10 protein-coding genes are annotated in these 16,547 nt (G+C 39.0%); 5 read left to right on the top strand and 5 right to left on the bottom strand.

Translation table 11 applies throughout. The annotated features are described in order from the left end of the window. On the bottom strand, positions 1-121 hold a 121-nt coding region (locus VB733_RS25780), incomplete at its 3' end, for a shikimate kinase (RefSeq protein ID WP_323342906.1). 490 nt (positions 122-611) lie between these two features. Here VB733_RS25780 and VB733_RS25775 point away from each other — a divergent pair. Continuing rightward, positions 612-2,039, top strand: coding sequence for a lysophospholipid acyltransferase family protein (locus tag VB733_RS25775; RefSeq protein WP_323342904.1), 1,428 nt, complete (start codon positions 612-614; stop codon positions 2,037-2,039). Between the two features lie 68 nt (positions 2,040-2,107). On the opposite strand, the gene VB733_RS25770 is transcribed toward VB733_RS25775, so the two are convergent. Beyond that, positions 2,108-3,469 (bottom strand): gluconeogenesis factor YvcK family protein, encoded by a 1,362-nt coding sequence (locus VB733_RS25770; RefSeq protein WP_323342903.1) that lies wholly within the window; start codon positions 3,467-3,469, stop codon positions 2,108-2,110. A gap of 183 nt (positions 3,470-3,652) precedes the next feature. Between VB733_RS25770 and ruvC the strand changes: the two genes are divergently transcribed. Beyond that, entirely contained in the window at positions 3,653-4,144 is a 492-nt protein-coding gene (gene ruvC / locus VB733_RS25765; protein ID WP_323342902.1) for a crossover junction endodeoxyribonuclease RuvC, read from the top strand. Positions 4,145-4,285: 141 nt separating this feature from the next. Here the strand turns inward: ruvC and VB733_RS25760 are convergent, their stop codons facing one another. The 3 genes from VB733_RS25760 to VB733_RS25750 all read right to left on the bottom strand — a co-directional run bounded on the left by VB733_RS25760 (position 4,286) and on the right by VB733_RS25750 (position 7,423). Further along, positions 4,286-4,651 carry a MarR family winged helix-turn-helix transcriptional regulator gene (locus VB733_RS25760; protein WP_323342901.1) on the bottom strand — a complete coding sequence of 122 codons (366 nt, stop codon included), beginning with the start codon at positions 4,649-4,651 and terminating at the stop codon, positions 4,286-4,288. A gap of 994 nt (positions 4,652-5,645) precedes the next feature. Then, a complete protein-coding gene (locus VB733_RS25755; RefSeq protein WP_323342905.1) occupies positions 5,646-6,905 on the bottom strand; it encodes a bifunctional sterol desaturase/short chain dehydrogenase in 1,260 nt (419 codons plus the stop codon). 323 nt (positions 6,906-7,228) lie between these two features. Next, positions 7,229-7,423, bottom strand: coding sequence for a hypothetical protein (locus tag VB733_RS25750; RefSeq protein ID WP_323342900.1), 195 nt, complete (start codon positions 7,421-7,423; stop codon positions 7,229-7,231). A 564-nt stretch (positions 7,424-7,987) separates the two neighbouring features. On the opposite strand from VB733_RS25750, the gene VB733_RS25745 reads away from it, so the two are divergent. From VB733_RS25745 to VB733_RS25735, 3 genes are all read left to right on the top strand, one after another. Beyond that, positions 7,988-13,597 carry an AAA family ATPase gene (locus VB733_RS25745; RefSeq protein WP_323342899.1) on the top strand — a complete coding sequence of 1,870 codons (5,610 nt, stop codon included), beginning with the start codon at positions 7,988-7,990 and terminating at the stop codon, positions 13,595-13,597. A gap of 251 nt (positions 13,598-13,848) precedes the next feature. Further along, positions 13,849-15,081, top strand: a complete 1,233-nt coding sequence (locus tag VB733_RS25740; RefSeq protein WP_323342898.1) for a sensor histidine kinase — start codon at positions 13,849-13,851, stop codon at positions 15,079-15,081. 139 nt (positions 15,082-15,220) lie between these two features. After that, on the top strand, positions 15,221-16,547 hold a 1,327-nt coding region (locus VB733_RS25735), incomplete at its 3' end, for a protein kinase domain-containing protein (protein ID WP_323342897.1).

Genomic DNA, 16,547 nt, shown 5'->3' with positions numbered 1-16,547 from the left:
CGATATTCTCTAGAGAATGGAAATTATCGGCATCTTGAAAATCCCATTGGAGAGAATCCGCCAGCATTTCACCGATGGTAGATTTACCCGAACCCGAAACCCCAGTAACAATAATTATCATTTTTCACTAAATTGCGATCGCATCTCGGTAAATTACCCGTCAATTTTGGGAATACTGAAATAGTAACAGTTACAGATAGAGGATGCGATCGTCATAAGCTGATGTGCAGCTAAATCATATAAGTCAAAAATTCAAAATAATTGTAGTGCGGAGAGGTGTTTCCGGGGAGATGTTCTTCACGGAAAACTCCGGGGCATCCTGCCCGCTTTGTTTATATAATTTAGGCGCTTAACAGCTTACTAAAATTATTAATTCTGTCTTCTGAGTTCTAATGCTAGAGGTTTATTTTGCAAAATGTTGATTTTTTCGGAATTTATCAACAGATTCAGAGACAATCTGAAAGTTGTAAATATTGCATCTAGTTAATCTAGTAACGCACCATTCCCAATTAAATCGGAAATGCAGGTCATTAAAGTCTCATTCCTAAGTATTTTATTTATTTTTTTGCCAGTGGATATAGTTGCTAATTCACACAGCATGGAGAATAACATTGCCTGAAGAAATTCGTTGCGCTCAACCACCACTAAAATTTATTCCCCCTCATTTCAATCCAGTTGTTCTGAAGCTAGCGCAGTGGTGTTTACCTATCTTACTTCGCTTTCGGCTGAGACCTTGGTTGCCAGCAGGTATTGTTCACGTGGAAACTAAAAATGTAGAAACGCTAGTGAAAATATACCAGCAATTCCAAGCAGGTAAAATTCGTTTCTTAATCGCTTTCCGTCATCCAGAAGTCGATGACCCATTATCGGTATTTTATCTACTTTCTCGCGCCGTCCCCAAAACTGCCCGGCAATTGGGAATCAAGCTGAAAAAGCCGATTCACAGCCATTTTCTTTACGATCGCGGCATGACAATTTGGGCAGGAGATTGGTTGGGTTGGTTATTCTCCCAGTTAGGTGGATTCCCGATTCGTCGTGGTAAAAGAATTGACAAACGCAGTTTACAAATGACCAGAGAAATTCTGCTCCGGGGGGAAATGCCCGTAACTATTGCACCAGAAGGGGCAACTAATGGTCATAGTAGTACAGTTAGTCCCTTAGAACCAGGTGTTGCTCAGTTGGCATTTTGGTGTGTTGAAGATTTACTCAAAGCGAATCGTTGCGAAGAAGTATTGATTGTGCCAATTACAATTCAATATAGTTACCCAAAACCGCCTTGGCAAAAAATTGATTGGCTGTTGGCTAAGTTGGAGGCAGATAGCGGTTTGCCAGTCAAATCTGGTGAATATAACCTCCAGTCAGAGGCAAGAGAAGAAATATACTATCAACGCCTGCTTTGTATTGCCAAAAATCTACTTTCACAGATGGAAGAATTTTATCAACGCTTTTACCATCAACATCTGGCAGAAATTAGTGAGGATATATCCACAAACCCAGAAAAAATCATACTTGCCCGCCTGCACCGCCTACAAGATACTGCATTGCGGGTTGCCGAACAATATTTTGGCATTGAGTCGCAAGGGACATTTATCGATAGATGTCGTCGTTTGGAGGAAGCTGGCTGGAGTTATATTTATCGCGAAGATGTGTCCGATTTAAATAGCTTATCTCCCTTTGCACGGGGACTTGCTGATTGGGTAGCATCCGAAGCAGACTTGCGAATGCAGCATATGCGGTTAGTCGAAAGCTTTATTGCAGTCACAGCCAACTATATTCAAGATAAACCCACTGTGGAACGCTTTGCCGAAATATTACTGTTAATGTTTGATATTACAGCCAGACTTCAGGATAACACCCTTCCCGGTCGCCCTCGCCTGGGTTTACGAAAATCTACAGTCACAATTGGCGAACCAATTTCAGTAACCCAGCGCTGGTCAATGTATCACAAAGACAAGCGATCGGCAAGACAGGCTGTCACTAACCTGACGCAAGATTTACAAGAAATTTTGCAAAGCATGGTTTCGCAATCAGTTGTATAGTTCTGCCATTAGCAGGAATAACAGATAACATCAGGTTGCCTAGATACCTACAGGCAAAAATGAACCAACTAAACCTTAGCCCCGCTATACCAGCGAAACAGCACCTTAGCTAACTTTTCCGAATCATGACGCACGCATCCATCATCATCTTCATGCATCACATTCGCCAAAACAATTCGTCTTCCCAGTTTTGTGACATCTTCTCGATCTAAAAAGACAGGATGGGACTTACTTTGAGAATAACGAATTAAGGCACGGGCGGAAGGTGATTTTTTATGAACTAGCACTGCATTAAACAAAGCTCTACCACAGGCTTTATCAATTGCGCGAATATGTTCAGCAACTGAGTATCCCTGAGTTTCCCCAGGTTGCGTCATAATATTACAAATGTAAATCCGAGGAGCATTTGTTGCCGCGATCGCATCAGCAATTTCCGGCACTAACAAGTTAGGAATTACACTCGTATATAGGCTTCCCGGACCCATAATAATATAATCCGCCTCCTTAATTGCCTTGATGGCTGCGGGTAAAGCTGGGGGATTTGCCGGAGTACAGCCAAAGTCAACAATACTACCTCCAGCCTTAGAAATGCTAGATTCACCCTCAATGCGGCGACCATCGGCTAACTTAGCCCATAATCTCACATCACTCAGAGTTGCTGGTAAAACCTGTCCGCGAATCGCCAATACTTTAGAGCTAGCAGCCACAGCACGTTCTAAGTCTCCAGTAATTTCACTGAGAGCAGTTAAAAATAAATTACCAAAACTATGACCACTCAAACCATCACCGACACTAAAGCGGTACTGAAACAGTTCTGTGAGTAGCTTTTCTTCATCCGCTAAGGCTGCCAAACAGTTACGAATATCCCCCGGTGGTAGCACACCAAATTCTTGCCGCAACCGACCAGAAGAGCCGCCATCATCGGCGACAGTAACAATAGCCGTAATATTGGCGCTGTAAGTTTTCAAACCTCGTAATAGGTTGGAAAGACCCGTTCCCCCACCAATCACAACTATTTTAGGTCCTCGGTATAAACGACGATGTGCCAGCAACACATCAACGAGTTCTTGATCGGGATTGGGACGAATAACCTCAGTAATCGAACTCACAGTTCGAGTTTGTCCCCATACTAGGAGCAACAAACCAAAGAGCAAAACCACAGGACCGCTAATATAGTAGGGTACGATATCGGTGATTCTGCTTAAGAAATTTCTAATTAATTCAATTGCCCAAAAAATTGGTGTTAGTCGAATCCAAATTGCTAACCCCAAAAATCCAAGCAACACACCTCCGACACTAATTAGTAACCAGCGCTTAATTGCCAGTCCAGGGGACAGCCATTTGAACCACTGGCTAACTCGGTGGGAAGTTCGACGACGTGACTGCTGTTGCAGACTATTTAGAGCTTGTCTGATAAAACCAATTGACATACCAGCATTTTTTCGCAGTGGTTAAAACAATGATTAACAGAAAATGTACACTACCTGCTTGAAACCCCAAGTACGGAATTATGACATTTCCCAATTCGATTAGACCAAAGGCTGGTAATTAAAGTTGCCAATTTGACTAATCATAATTAATCCGTCTCGGTAAATCAAAATAAATTCAAGTTTATGGAAAAGTGTATTTTAGGAATTGACCCAGGATTTGCTATTTTAGGATTCGGCGCGATTAAATGTACGCAAAACCAAAATAGGTTACAGGATACACCAGTACATATGTTAGATTATGGTGCGATCGTTACACCAGCAGATGCAGAAATGGGAATCCGGTTGTGTACTTTGTTTGATGATTTGCATACTCTGATTGGAGATATCAAGCCGGATTTAGTCGCAATTGAAAAACTATTTTTCTATCGAATGGGAAATACCATATTAGTCGCTCAAGCGCGGGGTGTCATTATGTTGGTACTTGCCCAGCATAAAGTTCCGTATGTTGAATTTACTCCGGCTCAAATCAAACAAGCTTTAACTGGGTATGGTAATGCCGAAAAAATTGAAGTTCAAGAGGCTGTAGCCCGGGAGTTGAATTTAGATCAGATACCTAAGCCTGATGATGCTGCTGATGGTTTGGCTGTGGCTTTAACAGCATGGTATCAAATTTAAGGGCAGTAGTTCGTTGGTAAAAATTCTTACCATTATCAACAGTTACATGCGATCGCTTTTTGGGCTGATATTGATTGGATATTTCCGGGAGGAGAACAGAAAAAGATAAATAAGCCCCCATTCTCTCCCATTTGCTTAACCCTATCTGCTTGCTTCCAGAATTTTCAGTAGATGTGAATTAAAATCTGTTACAGCCCCTTCTAAGGTGTTGAAAAAATCATGATCGATTCTATTAACAATGTGAATTGCCGCAACTGTTAAATCCTCTCCTTCCTGAGTAACTGTTAGTGATTTTGCTCTAGTATCTTTTGCATCAATCTCCCGTTTTACTAAACCTCTTTGTTCCAAAGCACGTAATACCTTAGAAGTCATCATAATATCAGTTTTCGCATGGGCTGCTAATTTTGCTTGGGTAACAGTTTCTTGTCCTTGGTTGAGCCAAATTATGCCTGCCAACAGCACAAATTGTACATGTGTCAATCCCAATTTACTGAGTCCCGAATTCATTTTTCGTTGCCAAAGATTAGACACCTGCCACAGTAAAAACCCTGGGCTATGATCTGGACTTTCAAACTGGAAGATTTGGTTATTTTTACTTGACGAGTTCAACGGATGCTACCTCAATTTGCTTCTGTTTAGGCAACATCAGGCTACTAATTAGTTGAAAGTGGGGGTATTGAATTTCTAAAAATCCAAACCGGAAAATGTAGCCCAGTTGCGTTTATTCTTTATCCAATGTAAATTTGGAATTAAAGGTAAAATCGTTACTTCACAATAATCAAAGAACTCAACATTGCAGTGAAATGACATAAAGTCATTACTGATATCCTAAGGATAGACTGATTCGCCTACAATTCTGCCGATCGCAATCAAAGATTGACATTTTTTAATTCCTAAATAGCAATTTTGAGTAGTCATGAATTCCTCGATGATTTATATTTGGTAACAATCAGCACTCAGAATTTCGGAACTAGAAGTTGCTATTTTTGTAGAGTCTCACAAAACTGTCAAATTGAAAAGTTCTCGCCAAGTAACAAATCCAAGACTCTAAGAATGTTACTCCAATTCACGTAGCATTGCTGCATGATTATCAACGATATTGATAGTAAAATATACTGAGTTTTCGTCTGGAACATCAGAATATCTGGGAAAGTACCCTCACCTTAAAAATCAAAAAAATCAAGAGAGGGATAATACGTCACTCTCTTGAAGTTTTATCTTCAACTTTTATACTTGAGTAGATAGGGTTATACCAATTCGCAATTCGCAATTCGCAATTCGCAATTCGCAATACTCTCAGAGCGAGAAGCTAAAGCTACGCAATGCTTCCTTCGGAAGAGCTTCGCTAACGCAATTAAAAAACTTAGATGCAGCAAAGCTTTCAGGATTTACATCTGTATCAGATTTTTCGTGAAATGGTATTAGATAATTGTGAGATATTTGGGAATTTGCATCATAATAATCACCAAATCATTTCAATTATCATCATAATAACCCGTAATTATTCTTTTTTACCCTGACTAAAAATGCGATAGTACAACCAAGTGATGGTTTCCTTTATTGGGAGAAATATGTACGTCAAAGGATTAATTGTCACAATGATATTACGAAAATCACGCTTGGCAAAAAATACAATTCCCTTGGCAACTTGCGGCGCTGACATGACACCATAGGGATTAAGTTGGCTTTTAAAAGGTCCAAGAATTAATTTGCGAATTATACAAGTATCATCTAAACGTTTCAGGTTGACAATATCTCCCAAAGCTCGTTTGCTGAGTTCGTAAAGTGGACTGAGGGCAGGCGAGACTTCAGCTTCGGATGTATTAACCCAAATTTCTTTTGTTGCTTTTGATTGTGCCCCAGTGACGGTACTGGAGAAAATATCAATTAACCGCAGTGCAGAAAATGTATTGATTTCATAGGAAGAATTAATTGCTTCCGTGGTGCGATCGCCATAAACGTTCACTCCATGATTAATAATTAATATATCAACTTTCTCAAATTTTTCTTTTAATTCTGTTTCTTTACCCATTTGCCATGACAGAACTTTGAAACGATTATTGCCAGTACCATCGACTGCTAATTTATCAGGATTGGTTGTCAATGCTAAGACTTTCGCATTTTGCCGCAATAGTTCTTGACTCAATGCTTGTCCCAATGCACCAGAAGCACCTGTAATTGCGATCGTTTTACCTTGAAGGGAAAGTCCGGTTCCCAAAATTTTATCTACCAAGGGAAACACACCGCTATAGTAGGCATTAACATCATCAAAATGATGTCGCCAGTGGTAACTACGATTTACCCACCAAGATGATGGTGTTGTTTCTAATGCTCCTGGTCGGTGAGCATAATCTGTATCCATTGTACCCAGAAAATAGCGGAGGCTGGCGGCATATAAAAATCCACTGGCGTAAAATACACCCAAGCCAAAACCAATTTCATGGCTGAAGACAGCAATAATAGCGATCGCAACGACAAGTAAAGCTGACTCGAACATGTCATGATATAATTGCGAATCCTGGTAAGCTTTTGCAGAAACTATGGATAAATCTCGTCTGTACACCATATGATGTTTGTTGTGCCATTTCGCCAACCAATCAATTTGGTGACACAACGCATGATAGCTATCCCTCAACACCTCAACTAGCAAAAGTGAGAATAATCCCCACATCACAAAGCGGGAAGCAACATCTATCAAAACTCCTGAATCCCAAGTTGTCGCTAAATTCGACCAAATCCCCGCTAAACCTTCTGTAAACATCCTCATAATCTTTTGCATTCAAGTATCTGCTAATGACTTGTGAACTAATTCACGCCTTTGTCCCCCACGTTCATTTTCCATTCAAATTTCCGTGGCGGGATATCATGACGATAAAAATACCTGCATTACCCAATTGAAAAGCTGCCAGCAAATCAAATCAGAAAATAGCAAATATTTTGACAATATCCGGGAATATCGTTACTGAAAATAGCATACAGTAGTGACAGAAGAGTAGTTAGTGGAAATTAGTTAGTATTGATTTAGACATCAAATGGGGAGAGGGAAGCTTTTCGCTGTTTTAATCGACAGTGAAATCTATGTTTTTAGGGGTTAGATTCACTAATAATTTGACGTGTTTGAGTATTAAATACGTTGTTAAAATCAAAATCAAAATCAAAATCAATAAAAAGATGATATTGTCCCTTCTCTGGGAGTGCAATGTATCCTCTGAGGTTTATATTTAATATCGTTTCTCCAAAATCTGCCAACACATAAAATAAATCTTCGTGTCTCTCCATTTCCGCTTCCCCACATCACCATCTGTTACTTTTGGAGATTGGAGGTAATTAATTAACTTTACAGACATTTATGTGTATTTACTTAATCTAGAAATATAGAGATTTCTTTTTTTACAAATTGTGGATATTCGCAAATAGCCTCACTGATACGCTTGATTGAAGCTGAAATTATGACAGCAGAGGTACTAAAACTAGGTAGCAATTAACTGGATTCGCTAAATTGATTGCTTGATTTCTGTTCTCCTTGCTTGCAATCAAGTTTTATTTGAGTTAACAACTAGATTTGTTTACGTAATATCACTAATATATTTTGTTCTAAAAAAAGTATTTTCTTTGTACTATTTAGCTCTGAAATAGTTTATAACATTTAATATATGTTCAATTATTTAGCTGAAAATTCAGAGAGCAAAAGAATTTTGATGCAGATTGAATTAATTGATATATATCTAAATTTAATTGTGACTTCAGTTACTTATGTCCATTTTTGGAACTATTTTTTAAACTATTAAAGATTAATACTTATTTGGGAATAATAAATACGGCAGTACAAAGGATAAATACAGTATGGTGACTACAATTATTGATATTCCCGGATACAAGGTAAGTAAACCACTTTATGATGGCTCTAGAACAGTTGTTTATCGTGCTTTCCGAAAAACAGACTCCTTAGCTGTAGTTATCAAACTACTGAAAAATCCTTATCCTAGTTTTCAGGAACTCGTCCAATTTCGTAACCAATATACGATTGTCAAAAATTTCAATTTTCCCGGCATCATCCAAGCCCATAGTCTCGAACCGTTCCAAAATGGCTATGCATTAGTAATGGAAGACTTTGGGGGAATTTCCCTCAAGGATTACTTCACCCATCTAGACACAGGACATGTCACTTTTTTACAGGAATTTTTACAAATAGCGATCGCTCTATGTGATATTTTAGATGAGCTTCATCGCCATCGGGTAATTCATAAAGATATTAAACCAGCAAATATTCTTATTAATCAAGATACTAAGCAAGTTAAGTTAATTGATTTTAGCATTGCCTCATTACTTCCCAAAGAAGCCCAAGAAATTAAAAGTCCCAATGTATTAGAAGGAACTCTCGCTTATATTTCCCCAGAACAAACTGGGAGAATGAATCGGGGGATTGATTATCGCAGCGATTTTTATTCTTTGGGTGTGACTTTTTATGAATTACTGAATAGAAAATTACCATTTCCATCAGATGAACCGATGGAGTTGGTGCATTGTCATATTGCGAAAACACCAGAGCCAATTCAGAATCCAGCAATTCCTCAAGTTATTACTGATATCGTCATGAAATTGATGGCGAAAAATGCCGAAGATAGATATCAAAGTGCTTTGGGGTTAAAGCATGATTTAGCAAAATGCTTGTCTCAACTTCACAAACTTGGGCACGAACTTGGGGAAATTACCTATTTTGAAATTGGCAAAAGAGATACATGCGATCGCTTTCTCATCCCGGAAAAGTTATATGGTAGAGAAAATGAAGTTCAGGAACTATTAGCAGCTTTTGATAGGGTTGCTGGAATTGCTCATAACTATCCTCGTGACTATCACCATTCTCATTCTCTGAGTGTAAATACTAATTCCAAGCCTCTGAATCTGTCTCAGAAAACACAGCTTGGTAGCCAGGGTAAAGCAGAATTAATCCTAGTTGCTGGTTTTTCGGGTATTGGTAAAACTGCGATTGTCAACGAAGTTCATAAGCCAATTGTGCAGCAACGGGGCTATTTTATCAAAGGAAAATTTGATCAATTTAATCGTAACATTCCTTTGGATGCTTTAGTACAAGCTTTCCGTGATTTGATTGGACAACTGCTATGTGAATCTGATGCTCAATTACAGAGTTGGAAATTACAGATTCTGGAAGCACTGGGGGAGAATGCCCAAGTTATTATTGATGTCATTCCTGAATTGGCACAAATTATTGGAGAGCAATCGCCTGCGCCCGAACTATCGGGAACTGCCGCCCAGAATCGCTTCAATTTATTATTCCAAAAGTTTATTCAAGTATTTACCCAGCCAGAACACCCCCTGGTGATGTTTTTGGATGATTTGCAATGGGCAGATTCGGCTTCGCTGAATTTACTGCAACTGCTGATGGCGGAGTCGGGAACAGGTTATTTGCTGATGATTGGTGCTTACCGGGATAACGAAGTGTTTGCAGCCCATCCATTCATACTAACCTTGGATGCGATCGCCAAAACCGGGACAAAAATTAATACGATTACACTTAAGCCTTTGAGTGAATCCAGTTTGAATCAGTTAGTCGCCGATACACTCAAATCTGCAATTACTTTGGCACAACCCTTAACAAAGCTAGTGTATCAAAAAACCCAGGGCAATCCCTTTTTTGCGACCCAGTTTATCAAGGCGCTGTATCAAGAACAACTAATTACCTTTGATCCCCAAGCGAGACATTGGCAATGTGATATTGCGCGGGTAAGGGAAGCCGCCCTCACCGATGATGTGGTGGAGTTCATGGCGTTGCAGTTGCAGAAATTACCAAAAGCCACCCAAAATGTACTCAAATTGGCGGCTTGTATTGGCAACCAGTTTGATTTAAAGACCTTAGCGATCGTTGCGGAAGAATCTACAATTGAGATGGCAACGGCATTGTGGTCTGCCCTACAGGAAGGGCTGATTTTATCAAAGAGTGAAATTTACAAGTTTTACATCGGCGAGGTAGTGGAGAATATCCAAGTAAATACCGAGATTGCCGATTATAAGTTTTTACACGATCGCGTTCAACAAGCTGCTTATTCCCTGATTCCAGAGGCAGAGAAACCAGCAACACACCTAAAAATCGGTCAATTGTTGTTCAACGAGAGTCGTACATGCACAAATAATGCGACTATTTTTGAGATTGTGAATCAGTTAAATCTTGGTCGTCAACTGATTCGAGAACTTCCCGCCATCTGGCAATTAGCGGAACTGAATGTAACGGCGGGACGACAAGCCAAACAGTCTACAGCTTACAGTTCTGCTGTGAATTATTTCCAAACAGCCATTCAACTATTGGCAGCGAGCGTTTGGGAACGAGATTATCCCCTAGCCTTATCCCTCTACACAGACATCATCGAAGCAACATATCTGAATGGTGATTTTGAGACAATGGAGCGGTTATTGAGCGAACTCCAGAAGCAGGCTAAAACCAATTTGGATTTGATTAAAGCCCAGGAAATTCAAATCGAAGCCTTAGTCGCTCAAGGTAAATTACTGGAATCATTGAATTTGGGGCTAGGAATTCTCGCCCAATTTGGGATCAAATTCCCCCAGACACCAACCCTGGAAGACTATACAACTGCACTAGAACGAGCCAGACAAGCCATTGGCGATCGCGTAGCGGCTCTGCAAAAGCATCGCACAACCGCAGAACTTATTGACCTTCCCCTGGCAACTGATGAGCAAGCCATTGCCGTAATGCGAGTGCTGGTGAAACTAGCCGCCCCAGCTTTTTTGGCAGCACCACCTTTGTATCCACTATTACCTTACTGTGGGGTCGAATTATCCGCCCGTGTAGGCGTTTCCGGGGCATCAGCTTACCTGTTTGCTTGCTATGGTCTTCTCCATTGCGCCATGCTTGACGACTATAAGGCGGGTTACGAATTTGGGCAACTAGCATTAGCCCTATGTAATAAACTAGGGGATCAAGAATTTCAAGCCAGGGCATTTTTCATGAACGGCTTATTTATCACCCACTGGACAGGACATTTGCGCGATAGCCTACCACAACTTCAGTCTGGTTATACCACTGGACTAGATACTGGGGACTCTGCTTATACAGGCTATTCAGCTTACTCCTACTGTTGCTATGCCTATTTTTTAGGTCAACCACTCCCCAATCTCCTGCCAGAAATGGAGCGTTACCAACAGGCACTCCAAAAACTCAACCAAGGCGCAATTCTCAATTACCACAACATCTATTACCAAATTGTTTTGAATTTGTTGGGTGAATCGAACTCTATTTGTACATTAGCTGGTGATATCTACAATGAGGCAGAAATGCTGCCTTTACACCAATCTGCCAATGATTATGTCGCCCTGGTAATCCTATTCATTAATAAACTGATTCTCAATTTCTGGTTTGGCAACTGGGAAATTGCCTTAGAAGCTTCAAATATGGCAGAAAAGTATTTAGGTGGAGCGGCTGCCGTAGCCAGCATTCCCCTCTACTATTTTTATGATTCCCTGACTCGACTTACTTACGCCCACAAGCTCGCCCCAGCAGACTCAAGCGAATACAACCTACGCATTGAACAAAACCTTGAGAAACTGACAACTTGGGCAAAATATGCCCCCATGAACCATCAACATAAATTAGATTTAGTCAAGGCGGAGCAACATCGGTTTTTACAGCAAAATTCAGCAGCAATAGAACTATACGACAAGGCAATTGTGGGAGCCAAGGAAAACGGCTATCTTCAAGAAGAAGCTTTAGCTAACGAATTAGCAGCAAAATTTTACCTCGATTGGGGCAAAGAAAAAGTCGCCGCAGGCTATATGCAGGAAGCTTACTACTGCTATACCCGTTGGGGTGCGAAGGCTAAAGTTGCCCATTTAGAAGAAAACTATCCCCAACTGCTAGCAGCGATTCTCCAAGTTCCCACTCTCCCCTTCAACTATGAGGGAACCATCGCCTCAACTGTGATGAGAAGTGTCACCAATGTCAGTAGTAGTCATAATTCATGGCTTGATTTTCCAGTGGTGATGAAAGCAGCACAAGCTATCTCCCAAGAAATTGAATTGGAAAAGCTGTTAGCAACCTTAATGCAGACTACAATTTCGGCGGCGGGGGCAGAAATAGGGCGTTTAATCCTCCGCCAAGATAAACACCAAGATAAACACCAAGATAAAGAGTGGTTCGTAGTTGCTCAAGCGAATACACAACAGACGCAAAGATTAGAAATCTCTCTTGGAGAATTTGAGGAGATTCCCCAAAGTTTAATTTATACAGTGGCGCGATCGCAAGAAACAGCTGTTTTTGAAAACTTAAGTGCAGTAGTGCAATTTGCCAGCGATCGCTATATTAGCAGCCAGCAGCCCAAATCGGTGCTATGTACTCCCATTAGCCAAAAAGGAAAAGTAATTGGCATCCTCTACCTGGAAAATAACTTAACTGTAGGTGCATTTACAAGCGATCGTTTACAAGTTATTCAACTCCTCACTACCCAAGCAGCGATTTCCTTGGAAAATGCTCAACTATATTGTCAATTAGAGGAATATTCCCATACTTTAGAGCAAAAAGTTTCGGAAAGAACCCAAGAACTTACCCAAAAAGCCACTCAGTTAGAATCAACTTTACAAGAATTGCAACGCACTCAAACTCAATTAATTCAATCAGAAAAAATGTCTAGTTTAGGGCAACTAGTTGCTGGAATTGCCCACGAAATTAATAATCCCGTCAATTTTATCCACGGAAATATTAACCATCTCAAACAATATATGCAAGATTTATTGTATTTGGTCAATATTTCTCAACAATCCAATCCTCATCCCGTAAAAACTTCAGAATTAGTCTCAGAAATAGATATAGATTTTATTCAGGAAGACTTACCTAAAACCCTGAAATCGATGGAAGTCGGGACTGAACGTATCCGTGAAATTGTGTTATCGCTGCGAACATTTTCGCGTATGGATGAAGCCGAATTTAAAAAAGTAGATATCCACACAGGTATCGATAGCACAATCATGATATTGCAACATCGCCTCAAGGAAACATCAGAGCATCCGGCAATTCAGATAATTAAAAATTATGACCAATTACCTCTAGTTGAATGTTATGCCGGACAGTTAAATCAAGTATTTATGAATATTTTAACTAATGCAATTGATGCCATTAACGAAAAAAATAGCAAACTTAATTTTGCCGAAATCGCAGCAACTCCTCATCAAATTACAATTCGGACATTAGTGATTGATAATGACTGGATTGAAATTGCGATCGCAGATAATGGTATTGGGATACCTGAGAAAGTCAAACACAAGGTTTTTAACCCATTTTTTACCACTAAACCTGTTGGTAAAGGAACAGGGATGGGTATGTCAATTAGCTATCAAATTATTACCGAAAAGCATGGCGGTAAATTAGAATGTTTTTCTATTCCTAATCAAGGAACTGAGTTTGTGATTAAAATCCCCATTCATCAGTAAGAATCAAAGTAAATCTTGGTCAATATTTATCATTGACAAGATGATTCAGAAAAAAAATACTTTCTTGTGTTTAAAATTACAGATTTTTCTGCCCCTCTCTTTTTTGGGGAGGGGTAAGTTTCATCGAATTCACATTAAATGATATCAAGTCCAGCGAACCTACAATGATTTATTTTTCTCTACCTGCTCCTGTCTTCAGATTTTTGCGTTGGCTTTATCATTTTTAATCCGAATTTTTTAAGCGAACATATATGATTCATCATCAAGAAAGTAATAATTATTTGCTGTTGTTACAGGGCGAAAACTTGATAATTTCGCTTTGCTATTTCACGATTGCGTTTAGTATCAGTTACAGTATTTGGCGCAACAGAGAAACAGGAATTGATTTAATAGTTCTGACTATTGCGGGTATATTTTTTAGTTGTGCAGTTGGTCACATTTTCCATGCTATGGAAATGTTTGGATTCGATAATATGACTATCTGGCAAACCTTCGCAGATTTTGCCACAGTTATTGTTGCAGCTAGTTTTCTGAGTTTTTATCGAAGTTTTAGTTTACTCACTCGCTTTAGCCAAATAGTTGCTTCCGAAACTGACTTACAGATTCAAAATCAAACAATTAAAGATACTCTAGAAAAACTGAAACTGACTCAAACACAAATGATTCAATCTGAAAAAATGTCTAGTTTAGGTCAACTAGTGGCTGGGGTTGCCCATGAAATAAATAACCCTGTTAACTTCATCCACGCAAATCTAATTTATGTAGAACAATATACTCAAGAATTGTTAGATTTAGTAGAATTATATCAACGAAATCATACTAACAATAATTCCGAAATTCAGGAGTTCTTAGAAAGCGTTGAGGTCGATTTCATTCAAGAAGATTTACCAAACACTATTAAATCAATGAAAGTTGGTACTCAACGTATTCGCGAAATAGTCTTATCTTTACGAACATTTTCGCGGATGGACGAAGCCGAGTTTAAGGAAATCAATATCCACGAAAGTATTGATAGTACATTACTTATTCTTCAACACCGCCTCAAAGACAAACCAGAACATCCAGGTATAAACATTATTAAAGATTACGAACAATTACCTCTAATTGAATGCTATGCCGGACAGTTAAATCAAGTATTTATGAATATTTTAACCAATGCAATTGATGCCATTGAAGAGAAAAATAGCAAACTTAAGTTTGCCGAAATCGCAGCCAATCCCAAGCAAATTACAATTCGTACATTAGTGATTGATAATGACTGGATTGAAATTGCGATCGCAGATAATGGTATCGGTATACCCGAAACAATTCAACAGCAAATTTTTAACCCATTCTTTACTACTAAACCTGTTGGCAAAGGAACAGGTATGGGGATGTCAATTAGCTATCAAATTATTACCGAAAAGCATGGTGGTAAATTAGAATGTTTTTCCATTCCTAACCAAGGAACTGAGTTTGTAATTAAAATCCCCATTCGCCAGTAAACTTGAAAGTAAACATATAATAAAATACTTTAACTTTTGCGATCGCTAAATATTTTGCTGCATTGTGATTAAAGTATCTCCCTCTGGGAATACTAAGCTCTAGTAAAGCAATTACATCGATCAAAAGGAGAAAGTAGTAATGACCACCAGTATTGATGTTCCTGTCATCTTTGGATACCAAATAATCGAACAAATCTACTTTGGCTCTAAGACATTAGTGTATCGAGCTATACGAGAAAAAGATTGTCGTCCGGTGGTCATTAAATTTCTTGCTTCCGAATATCCTAGTTTTAACGAACTATTACAATTTCGCAACCAATACATAATTACTAAAAATCTTCAGATATCAGGAATTCTGCCTCCTTTATCCTTAGAACCCTATCACAACGGCTACGCTTTGGTAATGGAAGATTTTGGGGGAATTTCTTTACGGGAATATAATCGGTGTTGGGGACGGCAATATGAATCATCTTCACAGACTGTATTCTTGCAAGAGTTTTTATCCATCGCCTTGCAACTAGTTGATACTCTTGAGGACTTATACAATCACCGTATTATCCATAAAGATATTAAACCTGCGAATATTTTAATTAATCCAGACACCAAACAAGTAAAATTAATCGACTTTAGTATTGCTTCATTACTTCCCAAAGAAATTCAAGAAATCAAAAGTCCTAACATTTTGGAAGGAACTCTTGCTTATATTTCCCCTGAACAAACTGGGAGAATGAATCGGGGAATTGATTATCGGAGCGATTTTTATTCTTTGGGGGCAACGTTTTATGAATTACTGACTGGAAAATTACCATTTACATCAGATGAACCGATGGAGTTGGTACATTGTCATATTGCGAAAACACCAGAGCCAATTCAAAATCAAGAAATTCCTCCTGTGATTTCTGATATTGTCATGAAGCTAATGGCAAAAAATGCTGAAGATAGATATCAAAGCGCTTTGGGATTAAAGCATGATTTAGAAACATGTTTATCTCAAATTCAAGCAACAGGAAAAATCGCCTATTTCCCAATCGCCCAACGAGATATTTGTGACAGATTTATTATCCCCGAAAAATTATATGGTCGAGAAAATGAAGTTGAGCAACTATTAGCTGCATTTGACAGAATTGCTGGCATCTCTCATGACTCTTTGAGTCTAGCTGATAACCACGGCAAAAGCGAGTTAATCTTAGTTGCTGGTTTTTCAGGTATTGGGAAAACTGCCGTAGTCAACGAAGTTCACAAGCCAATTGTCAAGCAACGGGGATATTTTATTAAGGGTAAATTTGACCAATTTAATCGAAATATTCCTTTTTCGGCATTTATCCAAGCATTTCGGGATTTGATGGGACATTTATTAACCGAAAGTGATAAAAGCATTAAACAATGGCAAGATAAAATACTTTTAGCATTAGGAGATAATGCCCAGGTAATTATTGAAGTAATTCCCGAATTAGAAAGAATTAGGG

The sequence above is a fragment of the Calothrix sp. UHCC 0171 genome, assembly GCF_034931845.1.
Taxonomy (GTDB): domain Bacteria; phylum Cyanobacteriota; class Cyanobacteriia; order Cyanobacteriales; family Nostocaceae; genus Brunnivagina.
Note: the sequence above shows the minus strand (reverse complement) of the source record. Positions and strands in the feature narration are given on the sequence as shown.

Bases quoted from the DNA above. Each gene is read 5' to 3' on its own strand.
- VB733_RS25750 (WP_323342900.1), bottom strand. From the start codon at position 7,423: ATGGAGAGACACGAAGATTTATTTTATGTGTTGGCAGATTTTGGAGAA.
- ruvC (WP_323342902.1), top strand. From the start codon at position 3,653: ATGGAAAAGTGTATTTTAGGAATTGACCCAGGATTTGCTATTTTAGGA.
- VB733_RS25760 (WP_323342901.1), bottom strand. From the start codon at position 4,651: ATGAATTCGGGACTCAGTAAATTGGGATTGACACATGTACAATTTGTG.
- VB733_RS25755 (WP_323342905.1), bottom strand. From the start codon at position 6,905: ATGTTTACAGAAGGTTTAGCGGGGATTTGGTCGAATTTAGCGACAACT.
- VB733_RS25770 (WP_323342903.1), bottom strand. From the start codon at position 3,469: ATGTCAATTGGTTTTATCAGACAAGCTCTAAATAGTCTGCAACAGCAG.
- VB733_RS25740 (WP_323342898.1), top strand. From the start codon at position 13,849: ATGATTCATCATCAAGAAAGTAATAATTATTTGCTGTTGTTACAGGGC.
- VB733_RS25745 (WP_323342899.1), top strand. From the start codon at position 7,988: ATGGTGACTACAATTATTGATATTCCCGGATACAAGGTAAGTAAACCA.